Origin of the sequence: Streptococcus sp. FSL R7-0212, from assembly GCF_038007985.1 — a bacterium.
In the GTDB taxonomy this organism is placed as follows: domain Bacteria; phylum Bacillota; class Bacilli; order Lactobacillales; family Streptococcaceae; genus Streptococcus; species Streptococcus parauberis.
In genome coordinates this window covers 990,333-1,013,968 of the sequence record NZ_JBBOYF010000001.1, presented here as the reverse complement: position 1 = coordinate 1,013,968, position 23,636 = coordinate 990,333, and the positions used below count along the sequence as shown (strand labels likewise).

General features: G+C 36.7%; 24 protein-coding genes and 1 riboswitch. Of the genes, 3 read left to right on the top strand and 21 right to left on the bottom strand.

Annotated features, from left to right (window positions below):
- Positions 1-83: 83 nt before the first annotated feature.
- The 3 genes from gloA2 to gyrA all read right to left on the bottom strand — a co-directional run bounded on the left by gloA2 (position 84) and on the right by gyrA (position 3,874).
- The gene (gene gloA2 / locus MKY69_RS05215) at positions 84-497 is read right to left on the bottom strand and encodes an SMU1112c/YaeR family gloxylase I-like metalloprotein (RefSeq protein WP_003104317.1); all 414 of its coding nucleotides are present in this window, start codon (positions 495-497) and stop codon (positions 84-86) included.
- Between the two features lie 114 nt (positions 498-611).
- Positions 612-1,355 carry a class A sortase gene (locus tag MKY69_RS05210; protein ID WP_340791104.1) on the bottom strand — a complete coding sequence of 248 codons (744 nt, stop codon included), beginning with the start codon at positions 1,353-1,355 and terminating at the stop codon, positions 612-614.
- 2 nt (positions 1,356-1,357) lie between these two features.
- Entirely contained in the window at positions 1,358-3,874 is a 2,517-nt protein-coding gene (gene gyrA, locus MKY69_RS05205) for a DNA gyrase subunit A (RefSeq protein WP_340791103.1), read from the bottom strand.
- 190 nt (positions 3,875-4,064) lie between these two features.
- Here gyrA and MKY69_RS05200 point away from each other — a divergent pair, with 190 nt between their 5' ends.
- Positions 4,065-5,048 (top strand): L-lactate dehydrogenase, encoded by a 984-nt coding sequence (locus tag MKY69_RS05200; RefSeq protein ID WP_003104251.1) that lies wholly within the window; start codon positions 4,065-4,067, stop codon positions 5,046-5,048.
- Between the two features lie 37 nt (positions 5,049-5,085).
- Here MKY69_RS05200 and MKY69_RS05195 read toward each other — a convergent pair whose 3' ends face one another.
- The 10 genes from MKY69_RS05195 to MKY69_RS05150 form a co-directional block, all read right to left on the bottom strand.
- Entirely contained in the window at positions 5,086-5,616 is a 531-nt protein-coding gene (locus MKY69_RS05195; protein ID WP_340791102.1) for a dihydrofolate reductase family protein, read from the bottom strand.
- Between the two features lie 22 nt (positions 5,617-5,638).
- Positions 5,639-7,006, bottom strand: a complete 1,368-nt coding sequence (gene nox / locus MKY69_RS05190) for a H2O-forming NADH oxidase (RefSeq protein WP_003105841.1) — start codon at positions 7,004-7,006, stop codon at positions 5,639-5,641.
- A gap of 294 nt (positions 7,007-7,300) precedes the next feature.
- Positions 7,301-7,903 (bottom strand): lysozyme family protein, encoded by a 603-nt coding sequence (locus MKY69_RS05185; RefSeq protein WP_003108003.1) that lies wholly within the window; start codon positions 7,901-7,903, stop codon positions 7,301-7,303.
- On the bottom strand, positions 7,904-8,881 hold the full coding sequence (locus MKY69_RS05180; RefSeq protein ID WP_003106824.1) for a nucleoid-associated protein: 978 nt from the start codon (positions 8,879-8,881) through the stop codon (positions 7,904-7,906).
- Positions 8,882-8,883: 2 nt separating this feature from the next.
- Complete coding sequence (glyA, locus tag MKY69_RS05175; protein WP_003108006.1) at positions 8,884-10,143, bottom strand: serine hydroxymethyltransferase; 1,260 nt, start codon at positions 10,141-10,143, stop codon at positions 8,884-8,886.
- A 4-nt stretch (positions 10,144-10,147) separates the two neighbouring features.
- Positions 10,148-10,582, bottom strand: coding sequence for a GNAT family N-acetyltransferase (locus MKY69_RS05170; protein ID WP_340791100.1), 435 nt, complete (start codon positions 10,580-10,582; stop codon positions 10,148-10,150).
- An 8-nt stretch (positions 10,583-10,590) separates the two neighbouring features.
- The gene (locus MKY69_RS05165) at positions 10,591-11,181 is read right to left on the bottom strand and encodes an L-threonylcarbamoyladenylate synthase (protein ID WP_003103626.1); all 591 of its coding nucleotides are present in this window, start codon (positions 11,179-11,181) and stop codon (positions 10,591-10,593) included.
- On the bottom strand, positions 11,156-12,004 hold the full coding sequence (prmC, locus tag MKY69_RS05160; RefSeq protein ID WP_003105423.1) for a peptide chain release factor N(5)-glutamine methyltransferase: 849 nt from the start codon (positions 12,002-12,004) through the stop codon (positions 11,156-11,158). Before prmC ends, MKY69_RS05165 begins: the two co-directional genes overlap by 26 nt.
- Positions 12,004-13,083, bottom strand: coding sequence for a peptide chain release factor 1 (gene prfA / locus MKY69_RS05155; RefSeq protein WP_003104152.1), 1,080 nt, complete (start codon positions 13,081-13,083; stop codon positions 12,004-12,006). Before prfA ends, prmC begins: the two co-directional genes overlap by 1 nt.
- Before the next feature lie 30 nt (positions 13,084-13,113).
- On the bottom strand, positions 13,114-13,695 hold the full coding sequence (locus MKY69_RS05150; protein WP_003108011.1) for a thymidine kinase: 582 nt from the start codon (positions 13,693-13,695) through the stop codon (positions 13,114-13,116).
- A 192-nt stretch (positions 13,696-13,887) separates the two neighbouring features.
- Between MKY69_RS05150 and MKY69_RS05145 the strand changes: the two genes are divergently transcribed.
- Entirely contained in the window at positions 13,888-14,073 is a 186-nt protein-coding gene (locus tag MKY69_RS05145) for a 4-oxalocrotonate tautomerase (RefSeq protein WP_003106818.1), read from the top strand.
- A gap of 64 nt (positions 14,074-14,137) precedes the next feature.
- Complete coding sequence (locus MKY69_RS05140; RefSeq protein ID WP_003106817.1) at positions 14,138-15,073, top strand: FAD:protein FMN transferase; 936 nt, start codon at positions 14,138-14,140, stop codon at positions 15,071-15,073.
- A 35-nt stretch (positions 15,074-15,108) separates the two neighbouring features.
- On the opposite strand, the gene MKY69_RS05135 is transcribed toward MKY69_RS05140, so the two are convergent.
- The 8 genes from MKY69_RS05135 to MKY69_RS05100 all read right to left on the bottom strand — a co-directional run bounded on the left by MKY69_RS05135 (position 15,109) and on the right by MKY69_RS05100 (position 23,596).
- Positions 15,109-16,377, bottom strand: a complete 1,269-nt coding sequence (locus MKY69_RS05135; RefSeq protein ID WP_003106816.1) for a nucleobase:cation symporter-2 family protein — start codon at positions 16,375-16,377, stop codon at positions 15,109-15,111.
- Complete coding sequence (locus MKY69_RS05130) at positions 16,377-16,958, bottom strand: xanthine phosphoribosyltransferase (RefSeq protein ID WP_003103086.1); 582 nt, start codon at positions 16,956-16,958, stop codon at positions 16,377-16,379. The genes MKY69_RS05135 and MKY69_RS05130 overlap by 1 nt, the downstream gene beginning before the upstream one ends.
- A gap of 85 nt (positions 16,959-17,043) precedes the next feature.
- Positions 17,044-17,139: riboswitch (purine riboswitch) on the bottom strand.
- Between the two features lie 52 nt (positions 17,140-17,191).
- Entirely contained in the window at positions 17,192-18,175 is a 984-nt protein-coding gene (gene guaC / locus MKY69_RS05125) for a GMP reductase (RefSeq protein WP_003103987.1), read from the bottom strand.
- A 228-nt stretch (positions 18,176-18,403) separates the two neighbouring features.
- Entirely contained in the window at positions 18,404-19,825 is a 1,422-nt protein-coding gene (locus MKY69_RS05120) for a glycoside hydrolase family 1 protein (RefSeq protein ID WP_340791099.1), read from the bottom strand.
- Positions 19,826-19,953: 128 nt separating this feature from the next.
- Complete coding sequence (locus MKY69_RS05115) at positions 19,954-21,477, bottom strand: ABC transporter permease/substrate-binding protein (protein WP_340791098.1); 1,524 nt, start codon at positions 21,475-21,477, stop codon at positions 19,954-19,956.
- Positions 21,470-22,198 carry an ABC transporter ATP-binding protein gene (locus MKY69_RS05110; protein ID WP_100083664.1) on the bottom strand — a complete coding sequence of 243 codons (729 nt, stop codon included), beginning with the start codon at positions 22,196-22,198 and terminating at the stop codon, positions 21,470-21,472. The genes MKY69_RS05115 and MKY69_RS05110 overlap by 8 nt, the downstream gene beginning before the upstream one ends.
- Positions 22,195-22,632, bottom strand: coding sequence for a MarR family winged helix-turn-helix transcriptional regulator (locus tag MKY69_RS05105; RefSeq protein ID WP_013793897.1), 438 nt, complete (start codon positions 22,630-22,632; stop codon positions 22,195-22,197). Before MKY69_RS05105 ends, MKY69_RS05110 begins: the two co-directional genes overlap by 4 nt.
- Positions 22,633-22,642: 10 nt before the next feature.
- A complete protein-coding gene (locus tag MKY69_RS05100) occupies positions 22,643-23,596 on the bottom strand; it encodes a zinc-binding dehydrogenase (RefSeq protein ID WP_003108018.1) in 954 nt (317 codons plus the stop codon).
- Between the last annotated feature and the right edge of the window lie 40 nt (positions 23,597-23,636).

Here is a 23,636-nt window from a genome sequence, read left to right as displayed (position 1 = left end):
TTAGAAGACGATTAAAAACCTGCGACTACCAGATGACAAAATGAGTCAATCCCATAACAAAAGCCCTAAGCATAGGGCGTTTGTTATTCATGTAATTCCAGTGGTAAGCCATCTGGATCAAAGAAAAAGGTCATTTTCTTGCCAGTATAGTCATCATAACGTAGCTCCTCTACAGGAATGGCTAGCACTTTCAACTCTTCTATATATGACTCAATATCTTTCACATAAAAGGCTAAATGTCTAAGGCCACAGGCTTCGCGGTCAAATTCCGGACGACCAACTCGTTTTGGTGGCGCCGTGAATTCAGGATCTGATTTTGAATTACCAAAAATCTCTAATTCAATGTCACCACATTTCAAGTCCAATTTATAATCATGACGCTCAGGACGATGATTTTCTCTGATAATCTCAAAACCAAGCTTATTAACATAAAAGTCTTTAGATTTATCATAATCAGAAACAATAATGGCCACATGATGAATAGCAGTTAATTTCATAAAATGTACTTTCTCTTTCTTTTGTTCCTATTGAATTACTTGTAGTATGATTATCATTTATCAAATAAAAATACTTCTCACAGTGGTGAAAAGTATATTTGTAATTCAAATTGATTATTCAATAGCTACTTGGTTATAAGATTTACTGAAGTAATTAAGAATTTTTTCAGGGGCCCCATTATAAGTCATTTCTTCTTTCAAGAGTCCTTTAACAACAATTCTCTCCGTTGCTTCAGCATCCGTACAAGTAATTAGGGTAATATCTTTTGACCCTGGTGTGTCATTTATGACATCAACTCGGTCAGGTGTTACGCGATTAACTGAGTTAATATCGTAACGATAAATTTTTTCTTTATCTGTCACATAGATTGGCATTCCAATTTTAGCATTTTCCAGCGGAGAAAATAGCATTTTAGAAGAACCAACCATTCCAAAAATATGATGGCTTGCTAATGAGTAGTTGTTTTCACCACCCATAATCTGACCATCTTTCATGGTGCCAGCACCATAAAGTAACTCAACATTCCCAAGCCCTTTGAAAATAGGTAGGTTAATTCTAACATCTGGTACCGCAATACCACCTATTACTGGAAGCTTCTGTGCGGCCATTTGAGCTTCAACAACAGTTTGCGTATCAACTGCATTTACACCAGCGAAGTCAAAACTTGTTTTAGCTTCTTTATTTTTCTTGATGGTATTTTTGCTGACACGACTAACTTGATATTTATTAGAATTCCAAGCAATCATCGTATTACGAATAGTTTTATTGAACAAAAGCCCAAGTCCTACTATTAATAAAGTGATAGCTAGGACAATGCGGATTCTATCCCCAATATTTGATTTCTTTTTTCTTGCCATGCTTATTCCTCACTAGGTGCTTGACTTTCCATTTCAGCACTTGTTGGAGTTGTTTCATTAGTTTCTGTTGTTTCAATTAATTCTTCTTCAACTTCAGGTTCCGGTTCAACTAAGGCAAAGGTTACAATTTTAGAATTTTGGTCTAATCTCATCACTCTAACACCGAGGGTAGCTCGACCTGTTTGAGAAACATTTGAGATTGATGTACGAATGATAACTCCTTTATTCGTGATAATCATCATATCCTCGTCACCAGAAACAGTTGTTAAACCTGCGAGTGGGCCATTTTTAACTGTAATATTAGCAGTTTTGATACCTTTACCACCACGACCCTTTGTTGGGTACTCAGAGGCCGCAGTACGTTTCCCATAACCATTTTCAGTAATGATTAATACTTCTTGATCATCAGTGATTCGAGAAGCTCCAACAACCATATCTTCGTCCCGTAATTTAACACCACGGACACCGGTAGCTGAACGACCCATGTTACGGATTGATGATTCATTGAAACGAACGGAGTAACCTGAACGGGTACCAATAATGATATCTTCAGTTCCATCAGTTAATAAGACATTGATTAACTCGTCGTCTTCTTTCAAGTTCAAGGCTCTTAAACCATTTTGACGGATATTATTAAATTCTGAAGCACTAGTACGTTTTACAACCCCACCTTTTGTGGTGAAGAAGAAATACTTGTCGGCAACTTCAACTTTTCGTGCATTGATAATGGTTTGAATTGTTTCACCGTCATCAAGCTTCAATAGATTGACAATTGGTAAGCCTTTTGCTGTCCGACCATACTCAGGAATTTCATAGGCTTTTAATCTATAAACACGTCCCTTGTTGGTAAAGAAGAGCAGGGTATCATGGGTACTTGTCGAAACTAATTCATGTACAAAGTCGTCATCATTTACACCGGTACCTTGTACACCACGTCCACCACGTTTTTGCGCTCTAAATTCATCTTGCGCGAGACGTTTGATGTAGCCCATGTTTGACAAGGTGATTAGTACGTCTTCTTCTTCAATCAGATCTTCATCTTCTAAAGAGAGAACTTCCCCAACCATTAATTCCGTACGACGAGCATCGGCATACTTACGTTTAACTTCATCCATCTCTTCGATTATAATGGTTTGCACTCGCTCTGGCTTGGACAATATATCCGCCAAATCAGCAATTAAAGCAATCAGCGCATCGTATTCAGATTGAATCTTATCACGTTCCAAACCAGTCAGACGACGCAGACGCATGTCTAGTATCGCTTGACTTTGTCGCTCGGAAAGTTCGAAACGTTGCATCAACTCAGCTTGCGCAATCACATCAGTCTGACTCTTACGGATGATTGCAATGACTTCATCCAAGTGATCGAGGGCAATTAGTAAACCTTCTAAAATATGAGCTCGCGCTTCTGCCTTATCCTTATCAAACTGAGTTCGACGTGTAATAACTTCTTTTTGGTGAAGAATGTAATTGTCGATAATCTGACGAAGTGATAAAATCTTAGGAACGCCATTTTCAATCGCAAGCATGTTGAAACTAAAGTTAGTTTGTAAACTAGTTAGTTTAAACAGGTTATTTAAAATTACATTAGCTGACGCATCACGCCTTACTTCGATGACGAAGCGGACACCCTCACGGTTAGATTCATCACGGACTGCTGTAATCCCTTCGATACGTTTATCTTGAGCTAGACGAACAATGTGCTCATGAACTTTTGTTTTATTAACCCCATAAGGGAATTCAGTAACCACAATACGTTCACGGCCATTTTTAGTTGTTTCAATTTCAGTCCGAGAGCGTAGGACAATTGAACCACGTCCAGTATCATATGCTCTATGGATACCAGAACGACCCATTACCATGGCTCCTGTTGGGAAGTCAGGTCCAGGGATAACTTCCATTAAGTCACGAGTTGTAACTTCAGGATTTTCCATGACTAATTTAACGGCATCGATTGACTCACCCAAATTATGAGGAGGAATATTTGTCGCCATCCCAACAGCAATACCAGTTGCCCCATTAACTAATAAGTTAGGGAATCGAGCAGGTAAAACTAATGGTTCACGTTCACTACCATCATAGTTTTCTTGAAAGTCTACTGTGTTTTTATTAATATCACGAAGCATTTCAAGGGCAATTTTGCTCATTCTTGCTTCAGTATAACGTTGCGCAGCGGCACCGTCACCATCCATAGAACCGAAATTTCCGTGTCCATCAACAAGCATATGGCGGTATGACCACCATTGGGCCATTCTGACCATAGCTTCATAAATTGATGAATCGCCATGTGGATGGTATTTACCCATTACATCCCCGGTGATACGGGCCGATTTCTTATGGGGCTTATCCGGTGTTACACCTAGTTCATTCATTCCGTATAAAATACGACGATGAACTGGTTTCAACCCATCACGCACATCCGGCAAAGCTCTGGCCACGATTACACTCATGGCATAGTCAATGAAAGATGTTTTCATTTCCTTTGTCAGATTTACGTCAATTAAATTTCTATCTTGCATCTAAGGAATGCTCCTTTTCTAGTCCAAACTCTATTTAATTATAGCACAAAATCAATATTTTTACGAATTGGAACCCCTTTCAGAAAATAATTTTCACTTTTTTCGTGATTTAAGTGACAAACAATTTTCAAAATGCTAAAATTAAGTTGTATGGGGCTTCCCTCTAAAAAAATTAAGGAGATGTTTAGAAATGACTTTAACTAAACAACATAAAAAAGTTATCTTGGTCGGTGATGGTGCCGTTGGTTCTTCATATGCATTTGCATTAGTAACACAAAATATCGCTCAAGAACTTGGAATTATTGATATTTTCAAAGAAAAAACTCAAGGTGATGCAGAAGATTTAAGCCACGCTCTTGCATTCACATCACCCAAAAAAATCTATGCAGCTGACTACTCAGACTGTCATGATGCTGACTTAGTAGTACTTACTGCTGGTGCTCCACAAAAACCAGGTGAAACTCGTCTTGACTTGGTTGAAAAAAACTTACGTATCAATAAAGAGGTCGTAACAGCAATCGTTGACTCAGGTTTCTCTGGTATCTTCTTAGTTGCTGCTAACCCAGTTGACGTCCTAACTTATTCTACTTGGAAATTCTCAGGATTCCCTAAAGAACGTGTTATCGGATCAGGTACTTCACTTGACTCAGCTCGTTTTCGTCAAGCTCTTTCAGATAAAATCGGTGTCGACGCTCGTTCTGTCCATGCTTATATCATGGGTGAACACGGTGACTCAGAATTTGCTGTTTGGTCACACGCTAACGTTGCCGGTGTTAAATTAGAACAATGGTTACAAGATAACCGCGACATCGACGAAGCAGGTCTTTTAGATCTCTTTATTTCAGTTCGTGATGCTGCTTATTCAATCATCAACAAAAAAGGTGCAACATTCTACGGAATCGCAGTTGCCTTAGCTCGTATTACCAAAGCTATCCTTGATGATGAAAATGCTGTACTTCCACTTTCTGTCTTCCAAGAAGGTCAATATGAAGGTGTAACTGATTGTTATATCGGTCAACCTGCTATCATTGGTGCATACGGTATTGTTCGTCCAGTAAACATTCCATTGAATGATGCTGAATTACAAAAAATGCAGGCTTCTGCAAAACAACTAAAAGCCATTATAGACGAAGCTTTCCAAAAAGAAGAATTCGCTTCAGCAGCTAAGAACTAATTAGAAAAGAACGACAATTAAAATTGTCGTTCTTTTTTTATCTCCTGTTATACCTTAGCATGGCGATGCCATCAGTGACAGTGGATTCTATCAGTTTTAATTTGTGTTCTTGGTCATTACCTTTGAATAAAGGTCGGCCTTTTCCGAGGATTGTTGGGATGATGCCAATAATGTACTGGTCTATCATATCATGATCGATCATCAATTGGACCAAATCAGCGCCTCCAAATAACCAAATTGGTCCGCCTTCTTCTGCTTTCAGGCTTTTAACATTTTCTAAAATAAATGAGGTAAAGTGAAGATTTGGTCTGTCCGAAAGTCTTTGCTGATGAGTTGCCACATAAAATTGTTTCATTTCATGATAGTCAATCATTTCCAGTGGGCAGTCATCATAGGCTTTGCGTCCCATTATAATCGTGTCACATGAGGCAAAAAAGCCTGAGTTATCAAATTGCAAGGGGGTATCAAATTGTTCTGTCCCATGCCCTTCAATCCAATCATAAGACCCATCCTCTCTTGCAATATAACCATCTAAGCTAATGGCGATATTTAAGACTAATTGCCTCATCTGTTCCTCATTTCTAGGGCTATTACTTAGCAGATAATGCCGCCATTGTAATGTAGTTGTATGGTTTATTAAAGTGTGGTAGGAAGAAGATATCCATTAAGGCTAATTTTTCAATTGTAACTTTTTCTTGGATGGCTAATGAGAACATGTGAATCCCCATAGAGATATCCTCTTTTGAAACCATTTGACAACCTAATACGACACGACTATCTTTGTCGTAGACAATTTTAATAGCCACTTCGTGGTTACCATGTTTGATAAATTCTGGCTTCTGTAAATCATTAAAACCAGTCTCTAATGCATTATACCCTGCATCTTTAGCTTTGGCTAGTGTCAATCCAGTTGAAACCATGTTCAACCCATAAATCGAAATACCATTTGAGCCTTGTACGCCTGCGCCCTCTAATTCATGTCCACAAGCATTATGAGCAGCAACAATACCTGTCCGGACTGCATTTGATGCTAGGGCGATGTAGTTAACATCTTGACGGGCGTTGTCATAGATAGTTGCACAATCGCCAATGGCAAATACGTCTTTCATACTTGTTTCTTGTTTTTTATCGACAATCCAAGCCCCATTTGGTAAGGTTGCTAATTTACCTTGACCAAGTGCTGTATTTGGTTTAAAACCAACAGCCATAATGACCATGTCGACATCAAAGCTTGCTTTATCTGTGACAATGCGTTCTACTTTGCCATTGCCTTCCACAGCCTTCAAGGTGTGGCCAAAGGCAAGTTGAATGCCATGGTCCTCTAGGTTCTTACTCATGAGGTCTGTGAACTCGCGATCGTAATAACCACCCATACATGTTTCAGCGATGTCAACTAGAACAACTTCTTTACCTTTGCGTTGAAATGCCTCAGCTAGTTCAACACCAATGTAACCAGCTCCAACAACAGCAATTTTATCAAGTCCTGGTTTAGCCAGTTTCTCAATCACTTCAGCAGAGTTTTGGAAGAGTTTAACAAATTGTAAGTTTTCTAAAGTAGCCTTGAACTCAAGTGAATCTTTGACTAATTCTACTCCTTCGATTGGTGGAATAATTGGTTGTGATCCTGTAGCTAAAATCAATTTATCATATGATTCCTGATGCTCTTGACCATCTACTAAGGCTGTAACCACTTTTTGATCAAAATCAATGTTTAACACTGGTGATTCCATGTAAACTTTTGCACCCATTGATTCCAATTCTTCCTTGTCAGAATAAAAGAGTCCTTCTGGTCCATCAATCTGTTCACCAATCCATAATGCCATCCCACAACCAAGGAAAGAAATATTAGAATTTTGGTCAAAAGTGACAATTTCATTTTCTTTTCCGTAATTTGTTAACATTGTTTTAATGGAAGCTGTTCCTGCATGGTTGGTTCCAACAACGATAATTTTTGCCATATATATTGTTCCTCTTTTCACAATTTTTAGTTTAGGGCTAAATTATAGCATAGAAAAAAGCGCATACAAAAACATATGCTCACCGTTTCACAAGTTATAGACCATCACAAAATCCCTTTTACAAGGCATTATTCGGAAATAAGTGAATTCTTACACAAAAATATCGGTTAAATTTTGTGAATATCCTAACATTTTGAATTAGAAATATTTATTTTGTTCCGAAAATCAATTATCAAAAATTTATAAAAAAAATGACAAATCAATTTAGATTTGTCATTTCCGCTCTGCCATTTTTTAAAATAAAGACATGAATTCTATGAGATACAAATTAAAATGGACTTCTTGAGAATAATAGATATTCCCACCATTTTTATATAATTGACCACCTGAAATTAATGCTAAGGGATGATAATAAAAATAAGTTTCACCACTTGTGTTACCTAAACTTGGAGCTACAACTGTTTTAGAATATGTTTTGGCCAAAGGAATGGTATTTTTACCACCATGATTGGCAACATAATGAATATAAGCAGTCCCAAAATTATAGGCTTGCACAGCAGTCCATGAATCGACTTGGGCTTGCTCGGCTAATTCTAGATTATGTGATAAGAGTTTAATGCCATGGTTAATACTAGATTTACTATCAGTGATAGAATTTGTCCTTCCACTGCTACTTTCACTAGATTGCATGACATCTACTTCGCCACCCTTTGTCTCGGTGTAAATCATGGCGAGAACAAGGTTGACATTGGTATTTGTATTATTCTCAGCCAAGGTTTTCTCAACCATATCTTTATACTGTAGCACATTATGAACATTCTTATAGGTAATATATGCTTGAAAGACACAAAAAATGAAAACGACTAGAATAATAACACGTTTGAAAAATTTCAACATTTATTTATTCTTGATATCCTCTATATTTTTAATCAAGATTGAATAAGTTCCATCATCATTCATAATGAATTCAACAGAATCTGCATCTTGATAAACTGTATTTGGTACAATCAGTTCAATTCCATTTGAAAGTGACAGTTTTTGACTTTCAAATTTCTTTATTTGTCTGGAAGAATCAATATCACTCACCTGAATCGGTTCTGGAATACTCTCCTTAATTTGGTCAACAAAGGTTAACCTTGCAGTCAAATTATTATCAAAGAGTTGATCAGCCAATTTCTCAGGTGATAACTCTGCTTCTTCTTCTAAATTTTTATAAATGGCTGATTTGACTTTTGATTGAAAGGCAAAATCATCCTGATTAAAGTTTTCAGCAATCTTTTGCGCAGTCTGTTCTAGAGTCTTGATTGATTTTTTAACAGATTGTTCAGGTTTAACTTTTAACAAATTTTCTGAGAAATAATTCTCAAAGGATCCATTATGTTTAACCCTTTTTTCAATCAAGTAATAGGTATTGGATTGTACATTGATGACTAAAGCTTCATCTGGTGCTTGAGCTGCAGAAGGTAAGTTGTTTTGCGTAATACTAAAAGGATTCTCTTGGCTTTCAGCCATATGGGCAAAGCTTTCCTTCAATGCAATTCTTAAAAATGCAAAATAAGGTTGACCTTCTTTGTCAAATTGAAGAAAGACCAGATCATTTGTTTTCTGGTCTTCTGAAATCACAAACTCTTCTTTCCAAAGCTTAGCAACTTTTTGACTGGAATCGATAAAATCATCTGTAATTAGCTCTCTAAAAATATTATCATTTTCAAACTGACCACGCTTTGCATCATCTGAAAAAACTTTAGCTAACTTTTTACGAAAATACTCATCAATTCTTGGTGTGATATTAACTAAACCCTCTGACAGAAAAAGTTCCGTATCATTTGGCGAGAATTGATGAATAGTAATTTTTTTAATATATATATCTAACATGATTATAGGTTTTCATACAATGGGAAGGCATCCGTAAGTGCACGAACATCTTGACGAACTTGTTCTAAAACTTCTGGCTTATCGTGATTAACAAGGGCAGTGATGATTAATTGGGCAATTTCTTGACAGGCTTTGACATCCATACCACGACTGGTAATAGCAGCGCAACCAATCCGAATTCCAGATGTCTTGAATGGTGACAAAGTTTCATAAGGAATTGAATTCTTATTAAGAGTGATGTTTACTTCATCAAGAAGATTTTGTGCTAATTTACCATTAGCAATAACCTTTGTCACATCTACTAAGAAGACATGGTTATCAGTTCCACCAGAAATCACACGGAAACGGTCATCAGCTTCGAAAACTGATGCCATTGCTGCTGTGTTATCAATGATAGCTTGGGCATAGTCCTTAAATGCAGGATCAAGAGCTTCTTTGAATGATACTGCTTTGGCAGCAATGACATGCTCAAGTGGACCACCTTGCATACCAGGGAAGACTGCAGAGTTAATTCTTTTAGCAATCACTTCATCGTTGGTAAGAATTAGTCCACCACGGGGACCTCTGAGCGTTTTATGCGTTGTGGATGTTGTAATATCTGCATATGGTACGGGACTTGGGTGAAGGCCTGCGGCAACTAATCCTGCAATATGAGCCATATCAACCATTAAATAAGCACCAACTTGGTCGGCAATTTGACGAAATTTAGCAAAGTCAATTGTGCGTGAATAAGCTGAAGCACCAGCAACAATTAATTTAGGATTAACATCTTTAGCTTGTTGTAAAATGGCTTCATAATCAAGCATTTCAGTTTCTTTGTCGACATTATAGCCAACAAAGTTATAAGTTTTACCTGAGAAGTTAACTGGTGAACCATGAGTTAAATGACCACCGGCGGCTAAATCCATGCCTAGGACAGTATCACCTACTTCAATTAAAGCTGTATAAGCGGCAGCATTTGCTTGACTTCCTGAGTGAGCTTGGACATTAGCAAATTTTACACCAAATAATTCTTTAGCACGTTCAATAGCTAAATTTTCAACTACGTCAACATTTTCAGTACCACCATAATAACGGTTGCCTGGATACCCTTCAGCGTATTTGTTAGTCAAGACTGAGCCTTGAGCTTTCATGACTGCTTTTGAAACAACGTTTTCTGAGGCAATTAACTCAATGTTGTGTTCTTGTCTATCTTCTTCGGCATGAATAGCATCCCAAAGTTCTTTATCAAATTCTTGGTAGTTATCTTTATCAAAAATCATTTCCTTACCTCAATTCTTTCAAAAAGCGTTTTTGTATTTTATCTGATTTATAACCCAGATGCTGATAAAAAGCATGTGCTTCTTTGCGGCTATTTCCTGAGTTTAATCGAATATAGTTAATATTGTTCTTTTTAGCAATTTCTTCAATTGCTCTCATTAATTGGCCCCCAATACCTCGTCTTTGATAGTCTGGTAAGACAGCAAGTCCTAGAATATTATAAACCGTAGGTGCATAGGTAGTCTGGTAAAGTTGCATATGACAATAACCAATTACTAAATCAGTCATCTCATCAGTGTAACCTATTAGGATATGGTCATCATTCTTTAAGACAGCCTCTAAATGTTTTTGACACTCCTCTAAAGTAATGGCATATCCCAATGACTTTTCATTGATTACTTGTAACTGTGGTACATCTTTAACACTAAGTTGTCTGATCATCAATCACCTCAAAATTCTAATTCAGGAACTACATCTAACAATTCTTCTTTAGTAATTGAACCTTGGCGTAAAATCTTAGCTTTTAATCCAGAGACGTCAATTATAGTCGAATCCTGCCCTGTTAAAGCAGCATCGTCAGAATAACCATCTACTTGATAATTAAATGCCTTCATAATTGCTTTAAAAGTTTTGCCACTGTCATCGCCCGAAATGTTTGCTGAGGGTCCAATAAGTGGACCCGTTTCTTTGATAATCTGACAAGTAACAGGATGATTTGGCATTCTAAAACCAACAGTAGTTTTACCCGAATTAATCCATGCAGGAACCTTCTGATTAGCCTTGAGAATAATAGTCAAGGGACCAGGCAAGAAGGCATTGACTAGCTTTTCTAAGTATGCTGGCTGACCCTGAGAATAATCAAGAATATCTTGATAGGAAGCAATATTTAAGTTCATTGCTTTATCTCTTGGCCTTTGTTTCAGCTGATATACATTATCAACTGCATTTTCATCCATTGCTTTGGCAAAAATACCATAGACAGTTTCAGTTGGTAAAACGACTGCTTGACCGTTTTTAATTTGTTCTATCAGTTCCTTCATGATTGATTACTACCATCCTATCTTTTCCAAAATAATCTTGTAATAGTCTAACCCTGCATTGTGGAAAATTCGCCTCTGCTAATTCTTTCAAATCTTGACCTTGTTTATAGCCAATTTCAAAATAAATTGCACCATCTTCTGTCAAATAATGACTAGCCTGCTCCAAAATAGCTCTATAAATTGCCAAACCATTATCATCAGCAAACAAAGCTAAATGTGGCTCCGAATGCCAGACATTTAAACCAACTTCATCCTTATCCTCAAAAGCAATATAAGGTGGGTTAGATACAATAATATCGTACTTATCTAAAATATTACTAAACAGATCAGAATGCAACCAATTGATTTCTAAATCCAGTGCTCGTCCATTCTCCTGCGCCAAGCTTAAGGCATCTAATGAAATATCAGCAGCATCAATCTGCCAGTTTGGTCTCTCTTTTTTTAAGCCTAGGGCAATTGCTCCGCTGCCTGTTCCGATATCAAGAACGCGAAGAGACTGGTCCGAGTGCTCCTCAAGAATGAGCGAAACCAGTTCCTCCGTTTCCGGCCTAGGGATGAGCACCCGTTCATCAACTGACAGAATCAAATCTCGGAAATAGGCATTGCCAGTGATATACTGAGGGGAACGGTGAGTTTTTAATTGAGTCATGATTGACTGAAAGAGTTCTAAATCCCCAGTCGAAACTTCTTTGTTTTGATGAAGTAAATAATCTAAAGTTGACCATTTTTTTAATTCTTTAAAGACATAAATTAAATTTTCAGGATCTTCCCCGACAGCTTCCAATTGACTTTGGAGTTGACTTATGGTTTGTGCGTAATTCATTATTTATTGAGATCTTCTAATTTTTGGGTTTGATCATAAAGGACTAAGGCATCAACAATCTCATCCATTTTCCCAGATAAAATGGTGTCTAATTTTTGGAGAGTTAAACCAATCCGGTGATCTGTAACACGATTTTGTGGGAAATTATAAGTACGGATACGTTCTGAACGGTCACCAGTACCAATTGTTGATTTACGTTCAGCATCTTGCTCATCTTGGGCAATTTGCGCGAAGTGGTCAGCAACACGAGCGCGAATAATCTTGATCGCTTTATCTCGATTCTTTTGTTGGGTTCTTTCTTCTTGCATTTCAACTTTGATATTAGTTGGAATATGGACCATCCGAACGGCAGTTGCTACTTTATTGACGTTCTGTCCACCGGCACCTGAGGCATGGTAAATATCTACGCGCAAATCTTTGGGATCAATTTGGTAATCCACTTCTTCAACTTCTGGCATGATTAAAACTGTTGCAGTTGAAGTATGAACACGGCCTTGACTCTCTGTAACAGGGACACGTTGAACACGGTGAGCGCCTGATTCATATTTCAATTTTGAGTAAACTGATTGGCCAGAAACCATTGCAACTACTTCTTTAATCCCACCAACACCATTGTAAGTTGCTTCCATTACTTCAAAACGCCAGTTTTGACTTTCCGCAAACTTCTGGTACATGGTTAACAAATCCCCAGCAAATAGTGCAGCTTCATCACCACCAGCTGCACCACGAATTTCAAGGATGATATTTTTATCATCATTAGGGTCTTTTGGAAGTAAAAGAATTTTTAATTGTTCTTCATAAGTTTCTTTAGCCGCTTTTGATTCTTTTAGTTCTTCTCTTGCCATCTCTTCGATGTCAGAATCACCACCTGAATCTTTAATCATTTCTTCAGCGTCAGCGATTGCCTGAATAACATCTTTATACTTACGATAGACGTCGACTGTTTCACGTGTGCCTGCTTCTTCTTTTGATAATTCCATGAAGCGTTTGGTGTCAGAAACCACATCTGGGTCACTTAACAATTCTCCTAACTCTTCATAACGATCTTCGACAGCCTGTAACTGATCATATATGTTCATACTTTTGGGTGTCTCCTCTACTTTTCTTTATTAATCTTCTCTTAACATTGGTGGTTGGAAATAATGTTTACGACAAACCGGTATATAAGTTTCATTTCCACCGATTTGAATTTGCTCCCCAGCATAGACTGGAACACCATCTTTCATCCGAAGTTGCATTATAGCCTTTTTACTACAATATTGACAAATTGTCTTAATTTCCTCAATCTTATCAGCTAAAAGAAGTAGATATTTCGATCCTTCAAAAAGCTCATTTTGGAAATCATTTTTAAGACCAAAAGCCATAACTGGAACACCTAAATCATCTACCACACGGGCTAAATCATAAACATTTCCTTTGGACAAAAATTGGCACTCATCAATCAAGACACAATATGGTTTTTGAACTAAACCATCAACATATGCATAGATATCCATTTGATCATTGATGGGAATTGCTTGGCGCTTCATACCAATCCTACTGGAAACTATGCCAAAACCATCTCTTGTATCTAAAGAACTGGTCATGATAACAACAGGTTTGCCCTGCTCCTCATAATTGTGTGCTACTTTTAAAATCTCAATCGTCTTGCCAGAATTCATTGTCCCATACTTGTAGTATAATTGAGCCAAACTTAGGATCCTACCTTCTTTATTTATCTAAACTATTTTATCACAAAAGTCGTCTTTTGGCGATTGCCTTTGACCTTAAATGATTATTTAAAAACGTTTACATTGTTTTTCATTTTTAGCTATAAAAAGCTGAAATCACTAGGCAATAGGATATGAAAATGGTAAAATATAGAAAGAAAGAAGGAGACAATAATGCCATTTGTAACTATTGATTTATTTGAAGGTCGTACACAAGAACAAAAGATTCAATTAGCTCGTGAAGTCACTGATGTTGTTTCTCGTATTGCGAAAGCACCAAAAGAAAATATTCATATTATGATTAATGATATGCCAGAAGGAACTTACTTCCCAGCTGGTGAGATGAAATTAAAAAACTAAAATTTTTGGGGGCTTCTATGCCCCTTTTATATATTCTGGCCACTTAAACTAGAAAGGATATCAAATGATTGCCAAAGAAAAATTACGTATGATGGGAACCATCATTGATATAGAAATTAATTCTCAAAACGCTGACCAACAAATGGTCACTGTCTGTCAATTATTAGAGACCTACAAAAATCGTTTTAGTGCCAATGATGACGATTCGGAGTTAATGGCAATTAATCATGCGGCCGGTAAAGAACCTGTTTCTGTCCATCCCGATCTCTATGAACTAATTGAAATTGGAAAAGAAAACAGTTTTGGCGATTCTAATAATCTCAATATTGCCATCGGTCCACTAGTGCAAACATGGCGAATTGGTTTTTCCGATGCTAATTTACCTGAAGATGATAATATCCAAGAGGTCCTAGCACTTACTAATCCAAATAATATCCAGCTATTTCCTAAAACTAAGTCTGTTTTTCTTACTAAAGAAGGAATGAAAATTGACTTAGGAGCTTTAGCCAAGGGTTATATAGCTGATAAAATTATGAATTTTCTAATTGAGGATGGCATTTATTCTGCCTTATTAAATCTAGGTGGAAATGTCTTAGTTCATGGTAAAAATAAAAACAGACCCGATGGTCGTTTCTATATTGGTATTCAAAATCCTGGTAAAAAACGAGGTGTTAATCTAGGCATAGTCAAAATTGAGAATCAATCAGTTGTGACATCAGGTGTTTACGAACGTCACTTAACAGTCAACGACAAAGATTATCATCATATATTTGACCGTGAAACTGGTTATCCCATTGAAACTGATATGGCAAGCCTAACTATTATTGCGGAAAAGTCCTTGGATTGTGAAATCTGGACGACACGTCTTTTTGGCCTAAATCCAATGCAAGCATTTCATATCATCAATGGCTTATCTGGTGTTGAAGGTATAATTGTTACTACTCATGGAACCTTGGCCAAAACCGACGGTCTTAAAAGTAATTTCCACTACTTATATTAAAGAAAAAAGCTCAGTTATGAACTGAGCTTTTTGGTTTATTTGTGATTTTTGTTAAAGACAAGATTTAAAACTACGGCTGTTACTGTTGCAATGACAATTCCGTTTGTAAGGAACATGTTAGCTGTTGATGGTAAACTTACAAATAAGTTAGTCCCATTGAATCCGACACCTGCTGAGATCGATACCGCTGCGATAATGAAATTATGTTCATTGCCCGCAAAATCGACACGGTTTAACATTTGCATTCCTTGAAGTGCAACCATTCCAAATAGAACTAACATTGCGCCACCAAGTACTGGGCTTGGAATCATTTGAGCAAGGGCACCAAATTTTGGCAAAAGACCAATGACAATCAAGAAGATTGCTGTGTAGTATATTGGTCGGCGAGTTTTTATGCCTGATAGACGGACAAGTCCAACATTTTGTGAGAAACCAGTGTAAGGGAAGGTGTTGAAAAGTCCGCCAAGTAAGACAGCCATACCTTCGGCACGGTATCCATTACGTAAACGTGTGCTATCAAGTGTATCACCAGTAATGTCAGATAAAGCAAGGTACACACCTGTTGATTCAACCATTGAGACAATAGCAATGATACACATCATGACAATTGATGTGATTTCAAATTTAGGCGCTCCAAAGTAAAATGGTGTTGGAATATGAAGCCATGGCGCACTAGCCACTGCTGAAGTATCAACGAGACCCATGGAAGCAGCAATAATTGTTCCTGAGATCAAACCAATTAAAATGGCAATTGATTTAATAAAGCCAGTCGCAAATTTTTGAATAGCAAGAATAATGAAGATTGTGGCGAAAGCTAAAATAATACTTTGTCCTGTTGGTTTAGGAGTATTGTTACCCATATTACCCATTGCCACTGGAATTAAAGACAAGCCAATTGTTGTAATAACTGAACCCGTTACAATTGGAGGGAAGAACCGTGCAACTTTTGAAAAGATGCCTGCAATTAAGATAACAAAGATACCTGAAGCAATTAAGGCACCAAACATAGCTCCTGAACCTTGGTGTGCACCAATAATAGATAAAGGTGCAACTGATTGGAAGGCACAGCCTAAAACGACTGGTAAGCCGACACCGAACTGCTTATTTAGTTGCAATTGCAAAAATGTCGCAACCCCACACATAAAAATGTCAGTTGAAATTAAGTAAGTTAATTCTTTTGCAGAATAACCTAGGGCTCCTGCAATCATGATGGGAACTAAAATTGAACCAGCATACATGGATAAAAGATGCTGCAAGCCTAAAACGGCTGATTGTGAGTGTGAGTGTTGCTCTGTACTTGACATTATGCGTCTGCCTCCATAAAGTTTAATTTACCATTGTCAAAGTTTTTGATACGTGCCAACGAGGTAACCCTAACACCTTGGTTTTCAATGACTTGACGTCCATCTTGGAATGATTTTTCAATCACAATACCAACGCCTGCAATCGATGCACCGGCTTGGCTAATAATTTCAATCAGACCTTTGGCAGCTTGGCCATTGGCCAAAAAATCATCGATAATCAAGACTTTGTCATTGCTATTTAAGAAACGCCCTGCAATTGAAACCGTACTAGTGACTTGTTTAGTAAATGAATAAACTTCTGCTGTTAAAATACCTTCAGTCATAGTAATGTTTTTATGCTTTTTAGCAAAGATCATTGGAACATCTAAAGCTTCAGCAACATAAACAGCTGGAGCAATACCAGATGCTTCAATTGTAACGACCTTAGTAATTCCTGCATCAGCATAGGCTTTTGCGAAAACATTCCCAATTTCTTTCATCAATTTGTAATCAACTTGGTGAGTCAAAAAGCTATCAACTTTTAAAATGTTTTCGCCTAGGATGTTACCGTCTTTAATCATACGGTCTTCAAGTAGTTTCATAAAAATCCTTTCTTAAAAAAGCAAAAAAAGCTCGCCGCAAAGCAAAAGGGAAAAACCCTTTGCTTTGCAAGGTTAGAAACCAAGCAAGCTTTTTAAGCTCACTTATTGTTAGACATTACGGTGTCTTGTAGAAACACTGCGCCAATTCACAGTATAAATAAGTAATATATTTTATTAGTTATAAATGTAATACAATATAGTCTACACTAGAATAGTCTACTTTGCAATAGCAATTATATCTGATCACCATTCCAGATAGAATTTTTAACGATAACATAGTCAACACGACGAAGTCCATCCAAATCAGTACCACCAGCATATGAGATTGAAGACTGCAAGTCCTGACGCATTTCAATCAAAGTATCTGCTAAATGACCTTTTGTTGGTAAGAGAATTTTCTTACCTTCAACGTTTTTATGTTCACCTTTTTGGTATTCTGACGCTGAACCATAATATTCTTTAAATGATTCCCCATCAATTTCAACTGTTTTACCAGGACTTTCAACATGTCCAGCAAATAATGAACCAATCATGACCATTGTTGCACCAAAACGAATTGATTTAGCAATGTCACCGTGTGTGCGGATTCCGCCGTCAGCAATAATTGGTTTTCGAGCAGCTTTAGCACACCAACGAAGAGCAGCTAATTGCCATCCACCAGTTCCAAAACCTGTTTTAACTTTTGTGATACATACTTTACCTGGGCCAATACCAACTTTAGTAGCATCAGCACCAGCATTTTCTAATTCACGAACTGCTTCAGGAGTTCCGACATTTCCAGCAATAACAAAAGTTTCTGGTAATTCTTTTTTGATGTGTTTTATCATATCAATAACACTGTTAGCATGACCATGGGCAATATCAATCGTAATGAATTCTGGGGCATCATCTTTAAGGGATGTTACAAAATCATACTCATAAGTTTTAACACCTACAGAGATTGAAGCAATTAAATCTTGCTCATGCATGCGTTTAATAAAAGGTTTTCTACTTGCTTCGTCAAAACGATGCATAATATAAAAATAACCATTTTTTGCAAATTGTTCTGCGATAGATTCGTCCATAATTGTCTGCATATTTGCAGGAATTACTGGCAATTTAAATGTGTACTTACCAAGTTTAACACTTGTATCTGCTTCTGAGCGACTGTTGATGATACATTTGTTAGGTATCAATTGGATATCTTCATAATCAAATACAGGCATGTCATTAAACATAAGGTTTCTCCTTTTGAAAGCAATCTAGGACTACTTTTCTCTTTAAAATGACCATCCTATGACCTCTTGTTAAAGAGGCATCGCTAGGTAAAAAACTTACCCTTCCTCATAGTAGTTTAAACTTACGTTATTTTTTTGTCAAATTATTTTAAAAAATTTATATTAACGTTCGGAAATTATAAAAAATCTGGCTCAATTGAACTAGACCAAAATAACAAACAATACTGGTTAATCGCTCAAATCCTGTCCGTTTGATGCAATTACTTTTTTATACCAATAGAATGAATCTTTTCTATAACGTTTTTGCGTTTTCAAATCAAACTCATCACGGTCAACATAAATGAAGCCATAACGTTTTTTAATACCTTCGTGAGTTGAAATTAAATCTATAGCTGACCATGGGTTGTATCCAAGCATTTCAACACCATCAGAAATCGCTTCTTGAATTTGCGCAATATGGGCACGTAAATACTCGATACGATATGGATCATGGATTTTCCCATCTTCTGTAAGGGTATCGTATGCACCCAAGCCATTTTCGGTTACTAAGAGTGGTAATTGGTATCGGTCATAAATCGTACGAAGAGTTGCACGGAAACCAATAGGGTCAATTTCCCATCCGAACTCAGTTTTAGGCAAGTTAGGATTAGATAATGCACGGTAGTAACCAGGTTCAGTCAACATTTTTTGTTGGTCAGACTCTTCTTCTCCCAATGCGAAGTCTTCTGCACAATATTCAACTGTCGATGAATTGTAGTAGTTGAAAGCAATGAAGTCAGGTTTAGCATTTTTCAGAGCTTCTGCATCACCGTCTCTAAATGTTGGTTGTGCATCATGGTGTTCAAGATATGCCCAAACCAAATTGTTATAACGTCCATGCACAGCCATGTCCAAATAGAGCCAGTTACGGATAGCATTGGCATTTTGTGATGCAATCACATCTTCTGGTTTATTAGTGTTAGCATAGATTAGTGAGATGTTTGGAGCAGGACCAATTTTTGCATCGGGCAACATATCATGACACATTACCATTGCTTTAGCTTGTGCTACTAATTGGTAGTGGTTTTGTTGGTAGATTTCACGTTTGATATTTGTTGTACCTTCTGGTAAGAACAAAGTACCAATAACTGGACCAGCTAAAGTAAGGACGTTTTGTTCATTGATTGTTAGCCAATATTTAACACGATCGCCAAAGCTTTCAAACATTAATTTAGCAAACTCTAAGAACCATTCAACGGAATCAGGATTTCCCCATGAGCCACGATTATCAAGAGCTGCAGGCATATCAAAGTGGAACATTGTTACAATTGGTTGAATGTCATATTTAAGACATTCATCAATTAATTGATTATAAAATTCGACACCTTCTTGGTTAACACGACCGGTTCCTTCAGGAAGTAGGCGAGACCAAGAAATAGAAAAACGATAAGATTTGAAGCCCATTTCTGCCATAAGGGCGATGTCTTCTTTAAAATGATGGTAATGATCGACTGAAACAGATAAGTCTGACGTTCCTTCTGGAATTTCTTTGACATCTTGACATGAAGGGCCTTTACCATGTTCTAAGGCTGCTCCTTCAACTTGATAAGCTGATGTAGAGGCACCCCAGAAAAAGTCCTCTGGAAATGGTTTTAAAGTTTTATGAAACATGTGGTCGTCTCCTTTTATGTGATTACTGATATTATATCTTGCTTTCAAGATTAAATCTAATGATATACAAGGCTTTCATAATATTATCCTATGGTAATAAAAAAAGAGCTATCTAGCTCTTTTTTATTTTACTTAATCAATTTTTCTTTAACAAGGTAATCATGTGCTACTTTACTAGCATCTTTTCCTTGAACAGAAACCTGGTAATTCATTTTTTGCATTTCTTCCTCAGTAATTTTACCTGATAACTTATTGAGGATTTCCTTAATTTCGGGGTGCTTCTTAACTAGTTCTCCTTTCATCAAAGGAGCCCCTTGGTATGGAGGAAAGAGATGTTTATCATCTTCAAGAACTTGCAATTTATACTTAGTCAATTCAGCATCTGTCGAGTAGGCATCCGTAACTTGAATCTTGCCCGACTCGATGGCTTGATAACGCAAAGCTGGCTCCATTGTTGACACTTGTAAATTCAACCCATACACATCTTGCAACCCCTTGTTCCCATCAGGACGGTCCTTAAATTCCAAAGTAAAACCAGCTTTTAATTCAGATTGATATTTTTTCAGATCAGAAATTGTCTTAATTTTCTTTTCTTGTGCTAGCTTTTGCGGAATAGCTACCGCATAAGTATTTTGGTATCGGAATGGTTTCAAGAAAGCCAGTTGATCTTGTTTAGCAATTCCATCTTTTGCATCATAATAAACTGTTTTAGGATTGTTAGATAAAGCAGGCTTTTTATTGAGCAGACTTGATGTAATGGTACCAGTGAATTCAGGATAGATATCAATGTCACCAGACTTAACAGCTTGATATAGGAAAGTTGTTTTACCAAAATTAGGTTTTAACTCAACGTTTAAGTCAGATTGATCTTCAATCATTTCTTTATAGATATTGATGAGAATCTCTGGCTCGGCGCCTAATTTACCAGCAATTGTAATGGTATCGGATTTCTTACCAATAGAATTAACAATGCTTGGTAAATATGATGAGAATAAACCAAGAACAATAACGGTAAAAGCATAGATAATTTTCTTGAGTGAAGCTTTTTCAAGATATTGCAAAATGGTATTAAATAAGATAGCTAAGATTGCTGAAGAAATAGCACCAATTAAAATCAGGTTCGGATTATTTCGGTCAATCCCCAAAAGGATAAAGGATCCGAGTCCACCTGCACCAATTAAAGCAGCTAAGGTAGCTGTCCCAATAATCATAACAGCAGATGTACGGACACCAGACATGATAACTGGCATAGCTATTGGAATTTCAAATTTTTTCAGTCTCTCCCATTTGGTCATCCCGAAGGCTGTCCCTGCTTCTACCAGACTTGGTTCAATCCCATTTAAACCAGTAATCGTATTTTGGACAATTGGGAAAATGGCATAAATAACTAAAGCTGTTACTGCCGGCACTGTACCAATCCCCATCAGTGGAATAAACAAACCAAGTAATGCTAATGAGGGAATAGTCTGGAAGATACCTGTAATTTGTAAAACTATATCTGACCATCGTTTACTTTTACTGAGCAAACTTGCTAATGGGATACCAATTATAATAGCAATCAAAAGTGCTACTAGTGAAATTTGTAAATGTTCGAGTAAGGCTTTGGTCCATTCACCAAATCTGTCTTGGAAGGTCATTAATAAATTAGTCATTCTCATCACCTCCGAAAAGACTGGCTACAAAATCATTAGCTGGATTAGCAATGATTGCTTCTGGTGTATCCACTTGGATAATTTGTCCTTTATCTAAAATAGCAACGCGATCACCTAATTTGATAGCCTCCTTAATATCATGCGTAACAAAAACAATCGTCATATCAAACTCACGATGTAAATCTAACATTAAATCTTGTAATTGTTTTTTGGAGATAGGATCTAAAGCAGAAAACGGTTCATCCATTAACAGAATTCTAGGATAAGAAATGATAGCACGCACTATACCAACCCGTTGTTGTTCACCACCTGACAGATCTTTTGGATAACGATCCATGTATTCTTCTGGATTAAGGCCAACCTTAGATAAGAATTCTTTTGTTTTAGTTGAAATTTCTGCTTCTGTCCACTTCTTCATTTCCGGCACAAGGGCAATATTTTCAGCCACTGTCAGATTTGGAAAGAGGGCAATCTGTTGCAATACATAGCCCATCGACAAACGCATTTCCCTTAAATCATAATCTTTCTGTGGTTTTTTATTAAGGAGAATTTCCCCCGAACTCGGCTCAATTAAACAATTAATCATTTTCAACAAAGTTGTTTTACCAGAACCAGATGATCCGACTAAAACATAAAATTCTCGATCATTGACTTGAAAGCTTTGCTCATGTAGAACTGCTGTGTCACCAAATACTTTTGATACTTTATTAAATCGAATCATAAATTCTCCATTTCTTTAACTAAATAAGTTGTATATTTTTTCAGTAGTTTAACAAACTGTTCCCTTTCTTCAACAGCTAAGGAGGCAATTGCTACTAGTTCAATTTTTTCCATAGGAATAATGATTTTTTGAGCAAAAACATTCCCCTTTGCAGTTAGCATGATGACTTTTTGTCGTCGATCATCTTCATATTCCTGCATCGTAACATAACCTTTTTGAAGCCAAGTTTTGATTGTTGCATTTATGACTTGCTTAGTTGACAAAGTCCTATTACTCAAATATTTTTGAGTTACACCTTTGGGATTATTATAAATCCATAATAAGATTTGTAAACTTTTACCTTGCAAACCATGTTGTCTAGCATACAATTCGTAAATACTCTTATAACTATCAAAAGATTTAACTAATTCCCTGGACATTTTTGTTAATTCCATAATTTATCTCCTACACTAAAACTACTGCTTTTCCAAATCCTTTGTCTCCTTCAATAAAGATATGTGCATCCGCAACTTCCTCTAATTTGAAAACTTTCGGTTTTGGAATGGTTACCTTATTATCATCGACATAATCTAATAATTCTTGAATTTGTAATTGTGAGACATTTCCAGAGTAGAAAGTTGTTAAATAGATATTATTAGATAAAGCCACTATTGGATCGAATTCCTCTAGATACCACTGATAACCCAGTTGCCCACAAGAACAAATGATACCTCCCTTAGACATGTGACTAATACTATTATTTATTGTTTTTGGCCCAACTAATTCTAGAACTTTTGTAAATAATAAATCTGTTTGTAGTTTACCATCTTGATCAAAAATGATTTGGTCATAGCCTAGTTCTAATAGTTGTTTTTCTTTGGTTATAGATCTGACACTAGCGATGACTTTTATTTTGGGATATTTGGCTTTGACTAAATTTAAAAAAGCTATCCCAAGAGCAGATGCTCCTGCTCTGACTAATACGGTATCACCAGCTGAAATTTTCAACTGTTTCATCGCACCAAAGGCTGTATAAAAGGATTCAGGTAAACTAACCAATTGATCTAAAGGAAGTTGACTAGTAATTGGATAAATATGTTGATCGGGGATTAAGACATATTCAGCATAGGAACCATCATAAGCCCTCCCCATTTCGCCCATAATGGAAAGAATTAATTGTCCTTTTTCTAATGAACTATTAGAACTTGCTTCTTCCATAATTCCAACACATTCAATCCCTAATACTCTGGGGAAAGTGACATTAGGTGAAAAACCTTGTCTGGTAAAAATTTCAGAGCGATTTATCCCAAATCCAAGAATTTTTATCAGTGACCAGCCTTCTTTAACAGATGGTTTTGGTATTTGAACTAGTTTCAACACCTCTGGTCCACCAGCTTTTGAAACTTGAATAGCTTTCATATGAACCTCCAATATTTTACCTTTAGTCTATAGTTTCATT